This is a genomic window from Pseudoalteromonas sp. NCIMB 1079, from assembly GCF_040567695.1.
In the GTDB taxonomy this organism is placed as follows: domain Bacteria; phylum Pseudomonadota; class Gammaproteobacteria; order Enterobacterales; family Alteromonadaceae; genus Pseudoalteromonas; species Pseudoalteromonas distincta.
This window is the reverse complement of record NZ_JBEWZA010000001.1, coordinates 3,327,727-3,342,080: the sequence shown is the minus strand read 5'-3', so window position 1 is coordinate 3,342,080 and position 14,354 is coordinate 3,327,727. Positions and strand designations below refer to the sequence as shown.

The 14,354-nt window shown below is 39.9% G+C and carries 17 protein-coding genes and 3 tRNA genes; 15 read left to right on the top strand and 5 right to left on the bottom strand.

Annotated elements, in window-relative coordinates:
* Nucleotides 1-5: 5 nt before the first annotated feature.
* A complete protein-coding gene (thiE, locus tag ABX891_RS15605) occupies nucleotides 6-1,541 on the top strand; it encodes a thiamine phosphate synthase (protein ID WP_354629850.1) in 1,536 nt (511 codons plus the stop codon).
* Between the two features lie 35 nt (nucleotides 1,542-1,576).
* Nucleotides 1,577-2,326, top strand: coding sequence for a HesA/MoeB/ThiF family protein (locus ABX891_RS15600; protein WP_354629849.1), 750 nt, complete (start codon nucleotides 1,577-1,579; stop codon nucleotides 2,324-2,326).
* Nucleotides 2,327-2,470: 144 nt separating this feature from the next.
* Here ABX891_RS15600 and asd read toward each other — a convergent pair whose 3' ends face one another.
* Complete coding sequence (gene asd / locus ABX891_RS15595) at nucleotides 2,471-3,337, bottom strand: archaetidylserine decarboxylase (protein WP_309168315.1); 867 nt, start codon at nucleotides 3,335-3,337, stop codon at nucleotides 2,471-2,473.
* A gap of 15 nt (nucleotides 3,338-3,352) precedes the next feature.
* A complete protein-coding gene (rsgA, locus tag ABX891_RS15590; RefSeq protein WP_004336055.1) occupies nucleotides 3,353-4,411 on the bottom strand; it encodes a small ribosomal subunit biogenesis GTPase RsgA in 1,059 nt (352 codons plus the stop codon).
* 121 nt (nucleotides 4,412-4,532) lie between these two features.
* Here rsgA and orn point away from each other — a divergent pair, with 121 nt between their 5' ends.
* The 5 genes from orn (at nucleotide 4,533) to ABX891_RS15565 (ending at nucleotide 7,037) form a co-directional block, all read left to right on the top strand.
* Nucleotides 4,533-5,078, top strand: coding sequence for an oligoribonuclease (gene orn / locus ABX891_RS15585; RefSeq protein ID WP_004336052.1), 546 nt, complete (start codon nucleotides 4,533-4,535; stop codon nucleotides 5,076-5,078).
* Between the two features lie 261 nt (nucleotides 5,079-5,339).
* Nucleotides 5,340-5,415 (top strand) — tRNA-Gly (locus ABX891_RS15580).
* Nucleotides 5,416-5,520: 105 nt separating this feature from the next.
* A tRNA-Gly gene (locus ABX891_RS15575) sits at nucleotides 5,521-5,596 on the top strand.
* Between the two features lie 43 nt (nucleotides 5,597-5,639).
* Nucleotides 5,640-5,715, top strand: a tRNA-Gly gene (locus tag ABX891_RS15570).
* A 338-nt stretch (nucleotides 5,716-6,053) separates the two neighbouring features.
* Nucleotides 6,054-7,037 (top strand): IS110 family RNA-guided transposase, encoded by a 984-nt coding sequence (locus ABX891_RS15565; protein ID WP_354629848.1) that lies wholly within the window; start codon nucleotides 6,054-6,056, stop codon nucleotides 7,035-7,037.
* Nucleotides 7,038-7,154: 117 nt separating this feature from the next.
* Here the strand turns inward: ABX891_RS15565 and ABX891_RS15560 are convergent, their stop codons facing one another.
* The 3 genes from ABX891_RS15560 to ABX891_RS15550 all read right to left on the bottom strand — a co-directional run bounded on the left by ABX891_RS15560 (nucleotide 7,155) and on the right by ABX891_RS15550 (nucleotide 8,560).
* Nucleotides 7,155-7,583: a secondary thiamine-phosphate synthase enzyme YjbQ gene (locus ABX891_RS15560; RefSeq protein WP_309168316.1), complete on the bottom strand. Its 429-nt coding sequence runs from the start codon at nucleotides 7,581-7,583 to the stop codon at nucleotides 7,155-7,157.
* A complete protein-coding gene (locus ABX891_RS15555; RefSeq protein WP_024595807.1) occupies nucleotides 7,580-8,047 on the bottom strand; it encodes a chemotaxis protein CheX in 468 nt (155 codons plus the stop codon). Before ABX891_RS15555 ends, ABX891_RS15560 begins: the two co-directional genes overlap by 4 nt.
* A gap of 75 nt (nucleotides 8,048-8,122) precedes the next feature.
* Nucleotides 8,123-8,560 carry a transcriptional repressor gene (locus ABX891_RS15550; RefSeq protein ID WP_007580267.1) on the bottom strand — a complete coding sequence of 146 codons (438 nt, stop codon included), beginning with the start codon at nucleotides 8,558-8,560 and terminating at the stop codon, nucleotides 8,123-8,125.
* Nucleotides 8,561-8,655: 95 nt separating this feature from the next.
* Here ABX891_RS15550 and ABX891_RS15545 point away from each other — a divergent pair, with 95 nt between their 5' ends.
* From ABX891_RS15545 to ABX891_RS15510, 8 genes are all read left to right on the top strand, one after another.
* Entirely contained in the window at nucleotides 8,656-9,276 is a 621-nt protein-coding gene (locus ABX891_RS15545; RefSeq protein ID WP_007580269.1) for a MarC family protein, read from the top strand.
* Nucleotides 9,277-9,399: 123 nt separating this feature from the next.
* Nucleotides 9,400-10,332 carry a tRNA dihydrouridine(20/20a) synthase DusA gene (gene dusA, locus ABX891_RS15540; protein WP_354630144.1) on the top strand — a complete coding sequence of 311 codons (933 nt, stop codon included), beginning with the start codon at nucleotides 9,400-9,402 and terminating at the stop codon, nucleotides 10,330-10,332.
* A gap of 242 nt (nucleotides 10,333-10,574) precedes the next feature.
* Nucleotides 10,575-11,255: a PspA/IM30 family protein gene (locus ABX891_RS15535; protein ID WP_354629847.1), complete on the top strand. Its 681-nt coding sequence runs from the start codon at nucleotides 10,575-10,577 to the stop codon at nucleotides 11,253-11,255.
* Between the two features lie 9 nt (nucleotides 11,256-11,264).
* Nucleotides 11,265-11,471: a PspC domain-containing protein gene (locus ABX891_RS15530; protein ID WP_002957924.1), complete on the top strand. Its 207-nt coding sequence runs from the start codon at nucleotides 11,265-11,267 to the stop codon at nucleotides 11,469-11,471.
* Between the two features lie 170 nt (nucleotides 11,472-11,641).
* On the top strand, nucleotides 11,642-11,968 hold the full coding sequence (locus ABX891_RS15525; RefSeq protein ID WP_024595804.1) for a hypothetical protein: 327 nt from the start codon (nucleotides 11,642-11,644) through the stop codon (nucleotides 11,966-11,968).
* 79 nt (nucleotides 11,969-12,047) lie between these two features.
* On the top strand, nucleotides 12,048-12,557 hold the full coding sequence (locus ABX891_RS15520) for a copper chaperone PCu(A)C (protein ID WP_024606365.1): 510 nt from the start codon (nucleotides 12,048-12,050) through the stop codon (nucleotides 12,555-12,557).
* 8 nt (nucleotides 12,558-12,565) lie between these two features.
* Entirely contained in the window at nucleotides 12,566-13,552 is a 987-nt protein-coding gene (locus ABX891_RS15515; RefSeq protein ID WP_024603343.1) for a DUF2333 family protein, read from the top strand.
* A 3-nt stretch (nucleotides 13,553-13,555) separates the two neighbouring features.
* A complete protein-coding gene (locus tag ABX891_RS15510) occupies nucleotides 13,556-14,326 on the top strand; it encodes a TIGR04219 family outer membrane beta-barrel protein (protein WP_354629846.1) in 771 nt (256 codons plus the stop codon).
* Nucleotides 14,327-14,354 lie beyond the last annotated feature (28 nt).

The following is a 14,354-nucleotide window of genomic DNA, read 5'->3' as shown; positions in this document are numbered from 1 at the left end:
AGAATATGAATGACGTAGTGTGGACAATTGCCGGTTCTGATTCGGGCGGCGGTGCCGGTATTCAAGCTGATATAAAAGCAATGCAAAGTTTTGGTGTACATGGCTGCACGGCAATTACGGCGCTTACTGCACAAAATAGTTTAGGCGTAGAGGCTATTAATGCAGTGTCTACCGATATTATTGAATCGCAGTTACTAGCGCTTGAAAAAGACATGAAAGCCAAAGTGATAAAAATTGGCATGTTAGCCAATGTGCAGCAAATTCAGTTGATCAGCGAACATATAAGTCATTATAAAGCTAAATGGCCGGTGCCTCCCGTTATTGTATATGACCCTGTCGCTATTGCCTCAAGCGGTGACTTACTAACAGAAGAAGACACGGTAAGCGCAATAAAAGAATGCCTACTGCCGCTGGTGGATGTAATAACCCCAAACACCCACGAAACACAGTTATTAACCGGTGTGTATTTAATTGGCCCGGCTGCAATAAAAGAAGCGGCTAATAAGCTATTAAGCTGGGGTGCAAAAGCCGTTGTTATTAAAGGCGGGCATTGGGATTACCCAAGTGGCTACTGCATTGATTATTGTATTGATAGTAATACACAAAATGGCGAAGAATATTGGTTAGGTAATCAAAAAATACAAACACCGCATAACCACGGCACCGGATGTAGCATGGCTTCGGTCATTGCTGCGTGTTTAGCTAAAGACTACCCATTAAAAGATGCCTTTATTTTAGCTAAAGCATATATAAACCAAGGGCTAAAACAGTCGGTACGCTATGGCGAAGGGATTGGACCGGTTGCTCATACATCGTTCCCCACTAATTTAGCTGACTACCCACAAGTGATTGAGCCGGGGAGCTGGCTGGGTGATGAGCTTGATTTTGATGTGCCGCTTGATTTTAATATGGCTGCTGATTTTGCACCTTGTGAAAGTAAGTCGCTTGGCTTATATGCAGTTGTAGATAGTACCGATTGGTTAGAAAAGTGCCTACAACAAGGTATTAAAACAGCGCAGTTACGCGTTAAAAATAAAACGCAAGACGAGCTTGATGCGCTCATTAAGCAAGCTGTTGAGCTGGGCAAGCAATACAACGCACAGGTATTTATAAACGATTACTGGCAGCTAGCTATTAAGCATGGTGCGTATGGTGTGCATTTAGGGCAAGAGGATTTAGAGATTGCTAATTTGGCAGCAATTAAAGACGCTGGGTTAAGGCTTGGGCTTTCTACTCATGGTTTTTATGAAATGCTGCGTGCGCATAATTATCGCCCTAGTTATATGGCATTTGGTGCTATTTACCCAACCACAACAAAAGACATGACAGGGCAAATACAAGGCCTTGAAAAGCTGATTAAATTTGTACCGCTTATGCAAAGCTATCCAACGGTAGCAATAGGTGGGATTGATTTAAGCCGTGCTGAGCAGGTAGCTAAAACCGGTGTAGGCAGTGTTGCCGTAGTGCGTGCTATTACCGAGGCTGATAATTACGTAGAGGCTATAAGTGCTCTGCAAGTAGCCATAAGCAGTGCACATTAATATTAACAAGGGCAATACTAACAAGGCTGGTAAACGTGAATGAGCTAAGCGAAAAAGAAACCCTTCGTTATAGCCGCCATTTGTTGCTTGAAGAAGTTGGGCTTGAAGGGCAGTTAGCACTTAAATCCTCAACGGTTGCAGTAGTAGGGGCTGGTGGTTTAGGTAGCCCAGCACTTTTGTATTTAGCTGCGGCGGGCATTGGAACGCTTATTTTAATTGACGATGACGAAGTTGAGCTTTCAAATTTACAGCGCCAAGTGCTTTATAAAATAAACCACTTAGGGCAAAACAAGGTCGCTGCAGCGGGTAAAGTATTAGCGAGTCTTAATAATCAAATAGACATAGTAACGGATTGCCAAAAGTTAGATGAGAGTAACGCCACTAATATTCTAAAAAGTGCTGACATCGTACTTGATTGCTCTGATAACTTTAGCACTCGCTATCGCGTTAATCGTTATTGTATTGCTAATAAAACACCGTTAATTTCTGGTGCTGCACTCGCAACCAAAGGGCAGTTAATGGGCTTTGATTTTAGGCAAAATGATAGCCCATGTTATGGCTGTGTTTTTCCACAAAGCGAAGCTACACCGGTTATAAATTGCAGTAACGCAGGAGTAATTAGCCCGCTACTGGGTGTAATAGGCTCTATGCAGGCGCAACTTACGCTCAACTTATTACTGGGGCATTCAGAGGGGGGGGAATTTATAACCTTTGATGCGCTTACTTTAAAGCAGCAGCACTTTAAAGTGATTAAAGATTCAGAGTGTAAAGAGTGTGGAAAATAGGTTTTTGAGAGGCTTGTGCCTGTTACTACATTTGGCGTTAAAGAATTAAAAGCGGCGCTTTACGCGTGTGCAGGCTTTACCCCTTCAAAAATAAAAAACCGCGTTTAAATAACGCGGTTTTTTGATTTCTAATTAACGATTGATTTAGTCGTTAATTTTTGCAAACGCAGTACCTAAGCGAGTAACCACTTCTGGTAGTTGGTCATCCAGTATTTCAGCTTTATCAGCACCCCATGCTAGTACCACAGTAGAGCCTAATTTAAAGCGACCCATTTCTTCACCCTTTTTAAGCGTGATGGCGTTATCGCCAGTGGTTGGGTATTTCCAACTAAATACATCGCTACCTGCTGGTGGCGTGACAGTACCTGCCCAAATAGTTTCTATGCTGGCTACAATTGTTGCGCCAACAAGTACCATAGCAAGCGGACCAATCTCAGTTTCAAAAATTGCTACTACTCGTTCATTACGCGCAAACAAGTTAGGCACGTTTTGCGCGGTAAGTGGGTTTACTGAAAATAAATCACCTGGCACGTAAATCATTTTGCTTAGTGTGCCATCAATTGGCATATGAATACGATGGTAATCTTTAGGTGCTAAATAAATCGTTGCAAACTTACCGCCTAAAAATGGTGTTGTATCATCTTGTGAGCCGCCTAGTAGCGCTTGTAAGCTGTAATCGTGACCTTTAGCTTGTATTAGCTGTCCGTCAACAATATCGCCTAGCTGGCTGATTGCGCCATCCACTGGATGAATGATGATATCGCTATCTTCTACTATTGGGCGCATGCCGTCTTTTAAAGGGCGAGTAAAAAATTCATTAAAGCTTTTATAATGAGCAGGATCTGGGTATTGGGCTTCGCTCATATCTACTTTATATTGCTTAATAAATAGTTTAATTAAAGTCGTTGTTAAAGCGCCAGCTTTAGCTGCGGCTAATTTACCCACTACGCGTGAAATAAAATGTTTTGGCATTGCGTACTGCATTGCGATTTTAAATTTGTCTAAACTCACAGTATTTATCCTAAATTATACGCGAGGCGCACGGGCGCCTGCACGGCCATCGGCCATTGTTTCTAAAATTCGGTGGTAGCTGTCAAAGCGCAATTGAGAAATTTTGCCATCTGCTACAGCTTCTTTAACTATACAGCCCGGATCGTTTAAATGTTTACAGTCTCTAAAGCGGCACCCGCCTATAAATTCTCTAAACTCTTTAAAGCACCAGGTTACACGCTCAACATCTAAATGCCATAAACCAAACTCACGAATTCCTGGCGAGTCGATTAGGTTACCGCCACTTGGTAAATGGTGAAGGCGTGAAACAGTTGTTGTGTGCTGTCCTAGGCCGCTGTTTTCAGATACTTCTTTAGTTAATATTTCAGCGTTAGGTAATACAGTATTAACGAGGGTGGATTTACCCACACCACTTTGGCCAACAAAAATGTTATTTTTACCAACAAGTACTTCTTTTAATTCATCAATACCATTGCCCGATATATTACTAACAAGGAGTACTTGGTAATCAAGTTTACGATAGATATCGAGAACTTTTTGTATTTCGCTAAGACCTGCGTCATCAATTAAATCTATTTTATTGAGTACTAAAATTGGCTCAATACCCATATCTTCACAGGCTATTAAATAGCGGTCGATAATACTTGGGGTAAACTCAGGTAATACCGCCGATACCATGAGTATTTGATCAATGTTAGCTGCAATAACTTTTACGCCGTCGTAAAAGTCAGGACGGGTAAGTTGCGAGCGACGCTCTTGCGTGGCTTCAATTACTCCGGCTAAATCACCTTCACTTACTTTGGCACGGCGAAACAATACCTCATCACCACACACCAAATTTGACACGGTACGTCGTATATTACAACGAAGTACATCGCCATTTTCAGTTTCGACATCGGCGTGTTGGCCAAAACGACTGATCACAATTGCGCTCTCGACCTGACCTAAATTATCGGTTTGCCACTCTTGCGCGCCTTTTTTAGCTGGTCTTGAGTCTGCGCTATTAATGCGCTTTTGGTGGTTGGCCTTGATCTGACGCGATTGGCCTTTACTTAATTTTTTCTGTTTTGCCACTGGAGGCCTATAACCTTAGTTAAATGTCGCTTTTCCTAAAAAAAGCTTTAGCTCGACGGTTGATGCTAATATGATATATCGAAATGCGTTGGATCTAAAGGAAAGCACCGCTTAGGTAATTATGACTATTAATAAATCAAATTTAATTTGGCTCGATCTTGAAATGACAGGACTCGAACCAGAGACCGATAAAATACTCGAAATTGCGACGGTTGTCACTGACGCAGACCTGAATATATTAGCTGAAGGGCCAACCATAGCTATTCATCAAAGTGATGAATTACTAAATGGTATGGACGAGTGGTGTACTACGCAGCATGGTAAGTCGGGTTTAACAGCGCGCTGTAAAGCAAGTACATTCGATGAAGAGTATGCCGTGGCACAAACGTTAGATTTTTTAAAACAGTGGGTGCCTGCAGGTGTATCACCAATGTGTGGTAATTCAATTGGGCAAGACCGCCGCTTTATGAATAAATACATGCGTGAACTTGAAGATTTTTTTCATTACCGCAATCTTGACGTGAGTACTATTAAAGAATTAGCACGTCGTTGGAAACCTGAAGTGCTTGCAAAAGTGAACAAAAAAGGTTCGCACCTTGCTTTGGATGACATTAAAGATTCGATTATGGAATTAAAAGTCTATAGAGAAAATTTCTTTAATTTGTAAAAAACACTTGCAAACACATTGGATTATTGTAGAATCCTGCCCCGCTCAAGACGATAACCCACGCGGGGTTAGTGTGTTTGAGTGATTGAATTACCATCAATAAATATGGTGCTAGCTCAGTTGCTAGAATGTTGAACGCGACCTGTCGCGCTTAAGCGCAAAATAACTGAAGAAATAAAAAATGCGGTACTAGCTCAGTTGCTAGAATGTTGAACGCGACCCGTCGCGCACCAACGTAAAATAACTGAAGAAATAAAAAATGCGGTACTAGCTCAGTTGGTAGAGCGCGACCTTGCCAAGGTCGAGGTCACGAGTTCGAGCCTCGTGTACCGCTCCAATTTCTAACCAAAAGAAATTGAAGTGAATAAAAGCTAGCTCAGTTGCTAGGATGTTGAACGCGACCTGTCGCGCTTAAGCGTAAAATAACTGAAGAAGTGAAAATGCGGTACTAGCTCAGTTGGTAGAGCGCGACCTTGCCAAGGTCGAGGTCACGAGTTCGAGCCTCGTGTACCGCTCCAATTTCTAACCAAAAGAAATTGTAGTGATAGTAAATTTAGTTATGCGGTACTAGCTCAGTTGGTAGAGCGCGACCTTGCCAAGGTCGAGGTCACGAGTTCGAGCCTCGTGTACCGCTCCAATCTTTTTATATCCTTTCAAAATTCTCTGTATTAAAAATCATAAATAGATTTTTAATTTAAAATCTCTCTTATCTACTTTATTCTTTGTGCAATATTCAGCATTAAAGTTTTGGTTGTTAGAAGCTATGGTTTCTCGCGCGAGCTATGCGCCTTGTATCTCTCATTGATAAATGATTAGCTATCATTTATCACATCGAAGTCAGTGAGCTTGCCTGTGCGTCTAGTATTTAATACTGCTCCGTAGATAAGGCCCTGACTTTCTATTCTCAGAAACTGAATGGTATCCAAGCACACTTTTTTTAAGTAGATGCTGTATGTACAAGGGGAGTAAGTAGAGATGATGTTTATCGGCATTGATATTAGTAAAGAGAAGATTGATTTATCATGGTTGAGAGACCAGCTTACAAACAAAATTAAAACAAAAGTCTTTAAAAACAAGCATCAAGACTTTTTAGCAATAGAAAAATGGCTTTTAAATACAACTAAAAGCGCTGCTAATGAGCTCGTTATCACCCTCGAACCAACGGGTGTTTATCATGAAGCACTGATGTATTTTTTACACGAGCAAGGCTTTAATATTATTTTAGCGAATCCCGGTAAAGCTAAAAAGTATGCAGACGCTTTAAACATAATTCATAAAACAGACAAATCTGATGCAACGATGCTTGCGCATTACGGCTGTGCTAAGCACGCAGTCGTTAGTTATTGGCAACCTGAAGCGTTAGAAATTAGAGAGCTTAAAGCCCTTATCCGTCGTTTAGATGCGCTTGAGAGTAACCGACAACGAGAAGTTAACCGGTTAGAAGCAAGTGAATTCAGCAACGTTTCAGCACGTGTTTGCCAATCGATAAAAGTGACTATCGCGTTTTTAGACGATGAAATTAAACAGCTTAAATCTGACATTGATAACCACATAGATAATGAACCTGATTTAAAAAGAAACAGGAAACTACTTGAGTCTATCCCTGGCATTGGGCCCGTATTATCGAGAGAGCTGACGTATTTGTTTGCGGCTAAAAAATTTAATAAAGCCAAAGAAGCGGCCGCTTATTGTGGATTAATTCCACGGCACAATGAATCGGGTAAATTAAAAGGGCGAACATCAATCAGTAAACTTGGGCCAGCCAGAATTCGATGCAAACTTTATATGGCAGCCATTGTCGCCGGGCAATGGAATAAAACAATAAAACGACACAAGTTAACGTTAATAAATAATGGTAAAACACCGATGCAAGCTGTGTGTGCAAATATGCGAAAGCTCATTCATATATGTTTTGGTGTAATAAAAAACCAAGAAGCGTTTAAGCTCCAAGAAAGTTAAATACGACCTTGAAGCTTAAAATGAGAGATGGTATCTACAATAAAGCTGTTGTACTTTGAAGTTATGAGGTATGAGTGAGGTACAGAGGAGTCAATACTTTGAAACCGAGAGCTTTTATTAAAATAGCTCACCCTGAATAGTTGCTATAACTCCTCTAGAGCCACCAGAATCGCGATGTTCACCTAAATAAATACCTTGCCATGTACCTAACGCTAAATAGCCATTTGAAATAGGAATACTTAACTCGCAGCCTAACGTACTGGTTTTTATGTGTGCAGGCATGTCATCGTCACCTTCATAATCGTGGCGATAATAAGGTTGACGCTCAGGAACGAATTTATTGAAATGGCTCTCCATGTCCATACGAACAGTAGGGTCTGCATTTTCGTTTATTGTAAGGCTCGCTGAGGTATGCTGAATAAATAAATGTAACAAGCCAACTTTATAACTCGCCAGTTCAGGAAGCTGAGACAATATTTCGTCATCGATTATATGAAAACCTCGCGGGCGAGGCTTTAATGTAATTTGCTTTTGCTGCCAACTCATAATTTATCGAAACTAACTTCAATGTTTGCATTACCAGCATCACAGCTAAATGGCATGATGATTTTTTTACCTTGGCTTTTGTGAGTGATTGTATGACCCTTACCAGATACCACAATAGGCGTTGCCATATCAAAGTCGAAGCCTTTCTCGCCAAGTAAATTTTTAGCACCACCTGTTACCATGTTGGTTATTTCACCAACCATATCGGTAACTTCTTCATCTATAGCATCAGGGCGTTCGCCAAGCATACGCTCCATGATGGTCAATGCTAGTTCTTCATCAAATGTAATTGAAAATGATCCTCGCGTTTGCGGGCCAACCATACCAATCAAACCTGATACATCACCACAGGCTATCTCATCAGTTTTAATGCGAGGTTTACCTGGCTTCAATTGAGTTTGAGCCATAGTACTCAAAACATTAATTAAAGAAGATAAAAAAGGATTGATGAATTCTACATTCATAGTGGCTACTCTTAAATTTGTTCTGTGAAATGACTATATAGTTTGAGTATAGTCACTAAGGATAACTTTGAAGGATTATGATGCTCTGCAAGATTCACATTTACCATGTGCTTCTATTGTTTGCCCTGATACGACAAAGCCACCTTCGGCAGCTAGATTATTAAGCTCATGCGAAATTACACTCGAGTGTAATTCTTTAACAAAGCCACATGTATCGCAAATTAATAATTGTACCGGGTGAATATGATCAAAATGATGGCACAGCATAAATGCATTTGTGCTTTCAATTTTATGAATAAAACCTAGTTCAGCTAAAAAGTCTAATGCACGATAAATAGTTGCAGGTTTAGCACCTGTTTCAGTTACTTTTAATTGCTCAAGCAAATCGTATGCACCAACACCACCTTGTGCACTGGCTAATAGACGAAATACCTTCTCGCGGATAGGCGTAAAACGCGCACCACGGTTGTCACAAACTTGTTTTGCTTTACTTACGAGTGATTCTATATTCATCATTACTCTTATCCTTATGCTACCGTGATATACTAACATACTGTGTTGTAGTTGCAGCGTTTTTATTAAGCGCTTTTTACCTAGGAAACCCAGTAATGCACGAACTATTGGCTATATTTATTTTCTTTTTTGCGGTTATTGACCCCATTGGCACTGTACCTGTATTTATTGCAGTCACACGTGGTGATGATGAGAAATTTAAACGTAAAGTTATATTTAAAGCGGTAGGCGTATCTGCATTAGTGCTCTTATTTTTTGTACTCGCAGGTGAGCAATTACTTAACGCAATTGAAATTCCACTTTCGGCTTTTCAAATAGCCGGCGGTATCATATTACTTATTTTTGCGCTTTCAATGATATTTGGTGAAAGTAAGCCTGAAGCCGAAATTAAAAGTGTACGCGACAGCACTGAAACCGCTATTTTTCCGCTTGCGATTCCGTCTATCGCGAGTCCTGGCGCTATGTTAGGTGCTGTATTAATGACCCGCAATGAAGAATATACCTGGGTTGAGCAGTTACTAACGTCTTCAATGATGCTTGCTGTATTAGCGGTTGTACTGGTTTTATTGCTGCTTGCAACGCACGTACATAGATTAATTGGTGATAGTGGTGCAAGTATAATAAGTAGAATTATGGGGCTTATTTTAAGCTCGGTTGCGGTTACCAATATTTTAAATGGTATAGCCCATTATTTTGGCTTGCAGGTTTTCTCTTAACATTGATGCTCGCTAGGCTTTTGTGTAAAATGCAGCGCATTTTAAGCTGTGCTTAATAATTTTAATACCCTGAGGTTTGCTTTGAATAAATGTACTTTGGATAGACGCTTTTCTGTGGCCCCAATGCTTGATTGGACTGATCGCCATTGTCGTACTTTTCATCGCAAAATGACTAAACATACTGTGCTTTATACTGAAATGATAACCACAGGGGCTATTTTATTTGGTCGAGGCGACTACTTACATTTTAATAAACACGAAGGCCCAGTTGCACTGCAACTTGGTGGCTCTGATCCTAAAGCGCTTGCGCAATGTGCAAAACTGGCAGGTGAGCGTGGTTATGACGAAATAAATTTAAATGTAGGTTGCCCGTCAGACAGAGTTCAAAATGGTCGATTTGGCGCATGCTTAATGGCTGAACCTCAATTAGTTGCTGAGTGTGTTGCAGCAATGAAAAGCGAAGTAAGTATTCCTGTAACTGTTAAAACGCGTATTGGTATTGATGAGCAAGATTCGTATGAGTTTTTATGTGCGCTTATTGAAGCGTCTCATAAAGTAGGATGTGATGATTTTATTATTCATGCTCGTAAAGCATGGCTTAATGGTTTAAGCCCGAAAGAAAATCGTGAAGTCCCACCGCTTGATTACCCACGTGTTTATCAACTTAAAAAAGATTATCCGCAGTTAGACTTAAGCCTAAATGGCGGTGTTAAAACAGTTGAGCAGAGCCTAGAACATTTGCAACATATTGATGGCGTAATGATTGGGCGTGAGGCTTATAGCAACCCATTTATGCTCAATGACGTTGATGAGAAAATTTATGGTGATTTTGCAAACACGCAGTCACGCCACGACGTAGTGCGTTCAATGTATGACTACATTGAAGAAGAAATGCGTTTGAGTGCTAATTTTTGGCATATTGCACGTCACATGCTCGGTATTTTTCAGGGGCAGCCTGGTGCGCGAGGTTTTAGACGCCACCTTTCTGAAAGTGGTCACGGTAAGCAAGCTGATTTATCGGTAATGGATAAAGCATTAAGCTTTGTACCAGAATAAAATTAAGCTTTAAAAATTCTAAATTTTAGCCACTTTCGAGTGGCTTTTTTGATCCTAAAAATTAGTCAAAATCATAATTTATTGGCCAATTACACTCTATGTTGTTCAGCTTGAAGTCACTAAAATTTAGAGTGCTTGTTGTTTATCATTATGATTTTAAATGTTTTATTTTTTTTGATGGACTTGGCACAACTCTTGGAATCTTCTTGTTGAAATTAATTAAAAATCAACAGGAGAATACCATGGGAATATTTAACCGCGTAAATGATGTAATTCAATCAAACATTGTCGCCATGCTTGATAAAGCAGAAGATCCAGAAAAGCTTTTAAACCTAATGCTTACCGAGATGCAAGATGCGTTGAATGAGTGCCGTAGTACAGCAGCCGCTTTATTGTGTGAAGAGAAAGTAATTAATCGCCAAATTGATACTAAAAAAACAGAATTAGCAGCTTGGCAAATTAAAGCAGAACGTGCGGTTGAGAAGGGCAGTGATGATCTTGCTAAATCAGCTTTACTTGAGAAGCAACGCGTTAACGAAAGCATTGAAAATAAGCAAACTCAACTAGAAACTTTGCAAGAGTCTATTGCAAAAATTAAGTCTGATTGTGAACGCTTGCAGCAAAAAATGGCTATGGCTAAAACTAAGCAAGCTCAGTTAATGCAGCGCCACAATGTTGCTATTGCTAGAGGGCGGATCAGTACGCAACTACAAAGCGATAAAGTAGCTCATGCGTTGTCTCGTTTTGAACAAATAGAGCAGCGTGTTGAAGGTATTGAAGCTCAAGTAGAGGCTTATGAGCTAACTGATACAGCAAGTTCTACCAGTGCCCAAATTGAGTCGTTAGTTAAAAATGAAAAAATTGATGCTGAGTTGGCTCGCTTAAAGGCGAACTTAAATACTAATTTAAAACACACTGCTTAGGAGATTGCTATGAACAGCTTTAATCGTCAACAAGGTTGGTATAAAGATACTCTGAATAAAAAAATATCGGGTGTTTGTAGTGGTTTAGCCCATAGATTGGACTTTCCGGTATGGGCAACACGCGTAGTTACTATCTTGTTGTTTTTGAGTTTTCCGTTTGCAGTTGCACTTGGCTATTTTATAGCGCATTGCTGCCTTGAAAATAAAGAGTATTAATACCAACAGGCATAAATATTTGAATAATTTAACGAATTAAATCACTCTATAATGTTGTTAAAATTTTATATAGAACAACTAGGTATAAAAATCTTTGCCTAGTTATAGCGCAATTTTCTTATCGTTAAAGAGACCTCATATATAAGCCGGTTGGTATAAGGAGAATTACTATGAAAGCTTTGGCAGTATGTGTATTTATCTATTTATTACTGTTTACTGATTTAATAACGTTTGTGCAGATTGATTCTTGGCAGTTGCCGTTATGGATTGCTGATATTAGTTGGGCTGGGCTCGAGCTTGTAGGTGCTTTGGCCGCAATTATTGCTGTAGTTGCGGTAGTGGCTTTAATTACTATGGGATTAGTTGGTGCGGGTGTAGTGGCATTAGCAGGGACTGTTTTAGCGCTTTTATTCGGATCTATAATGATTGCATGGCCGTTACTATTTGTTGCAGTGTTGTGTTGGCTTGTTGCCGATAACAAAAAAGTAGCCTCTTAATCCTTAATTTGACTGACTATTATAGGTTAACTATGTTAAATTTAGCCTGTAATTTAAAGTTTTCATAAGGATAAGAATGATGACGAAACTATGTTTTTCGATGGCTTCTGCATTAATATTTAGTTTTTTTTCGTCATCGTTGGCGGCGCACTCAGGGCATGATCATGGTTCTGATGTGGCTGTGCTCGAAGTAACTAACGCGCAAGTTAGAGAGTTTTTACCTGGCAGTACTTCAACTGTAGGTTATTTAACCCTTATTAATCACAGTGGAGCCGCAGCAACTTTAACTAAGGCAACTATTGATGGCTTAGGGCGTGTTGAAATACACGAGCATTCACATGTAGACGGCATGATGAAAATGCAACAAGTTGAATCGGTTGAAATTAAGGCGCACGAAAGCGTCAGCTTTCAGCCTGGCGGTTATCATTTAATGGCATTTGAACCACAAGAGCCATTAAAAGTAGGACAAGATCGTAAACTCACACTATATTTTAGTGACGGTAATCGCTTATTTACTAATGCTCAAGTCGTGTCGCTTGAAGCGCAAGCTAAGCAGTCAAAACCATCTACTCAACACGCTCATCATTAGGAGTACACATGTCGCAACATAAAGGAAAAATAGCAGGAATAATTGTTTTACTGCTTATCATTTTTTACGCAATTGCTGTTTATTGGAGCACAGAACCTTCACGTTTTGACGTTGTTGCAAACGCGAAAGAGCAAGCGCAGCTTCGTAATGAAAAAATAGTAACGGGTTATGTAACTACTTCTACATTAATTACGGTAGCCAATACCTTACTAGATAAACCGGGTGGCTACTTATCAAATGATGTAATACCACCAAGTATTATTATGGATGATATGCCAGCGTGGGAATATGGCGCACTAGAAATGGTACGTGATTTATCGCTTTCTATGCGAAAAGATTTTAGCCGTTCTCAATCACAGTCTACGGAACATGAAGCCCTTAAAAAGGCGCAGCCGCAGTTTAATATAAGCTCTGAGGCATGGGCATGGCCAAGTGCCGAAGGTGAGTACCAAAAAGGTATTGACTACTTAATGGTATATCGTGGACAAATTGCTAATGAGCATGAGCGCGATAGCCAATTTTACGCACGAGCAGATAACTTACGTAGTTGGCTTAAAGAAGCTGAAAAACGTTTAGGTAGCTTAAGCCAACGTTTAAGTGCGAGCGTAGGCCAAGAAAAAGTGAACACCGATTTAGCGGGTAATTCATCTAATAAACAAGCAACTCTTGCGCCACTGCAGCAGCAAGTAAGAACACCATGGTTGGAAATTGACGATGTGTTTTACGAGTCGCGCGGTGCAACTTGGGCATTACTGCATTTTTTACAAGCGATAGAGTATGACTTTAATGACGTACTTGAAAAGAAAAATGCACGTGTAAGCTTACAACAAATCATACGTGAACTTGAGGCCACTCAAGAAACAGTATGGAGCCCACTTATTTTAAACGGCAATGGTTTTGGCTATGTGGCAAACCATTCTTTAGTTATGGCAAATTATATTTCTAGAGCCAATGCGGCTTTAATCGAACTCAGCGAACTACTAGCTCAAGGATAAAAAATGAAAAAGTATTGTTTAGCAGCAGCCCTTTCAATGGCATGTTTAGCACCAGCAGCGCAAGCTGACACTCTACTAGGTTTATACGTAGGTGTTGATGGGTGGAAGTCAGATAACGATGGTCAATTTTCTTATAAAAATAATGCATCTCAAGATTTCAATTTTGAAGATGAGACGTTTGTAAGTTATTACGCGGCGCTTGAGCACCCAGTGCCATTAGTACCAAACATCAAATTAAAGTATACAGAGCTTGAGTTAAATGGTTCTGCGCTGCTTACAGATACATTTAGCTTCAATGGTTCTGATTATGTTGTTGGTTCTACTGTAAATACGGTAAGTGATTTAACGCATATTGATTATATTTTTTATTATGAAATTTTTGATAATGACTTAATCTCAATTGACTTAGGTTTAAATGCTAAGCAGTTTGATGGTGATATTGTTGTAAATGGCACTACTCAAAATGGTGGTACTAACTTTACCGAAACAAAAGATTTCTCTGGTTTTGTTCCTCTTGCATATGGCCGTGCCGAAGCTGGCTTACCTTTTACTGGTTTAAGTGTATTTTTTGAAGGTAGCTTTTTGGCTATTGACGATAGCAAATTACAAGATTACCAAGTAGGCGTAGCGTGGGAACTTATTGATAACCTAGCAGTAGATGTTGCTGTTAAAGCAGGTTACCGCTCTATGGTATTAGAACTTGATGATGTAGATGATATTACTACTGATATTGATGCATCTGGCCCATTTGCGGGTATTCAGGTTCACTTTTAATTAGTATTTTCTAATTAAACAAAGCGTG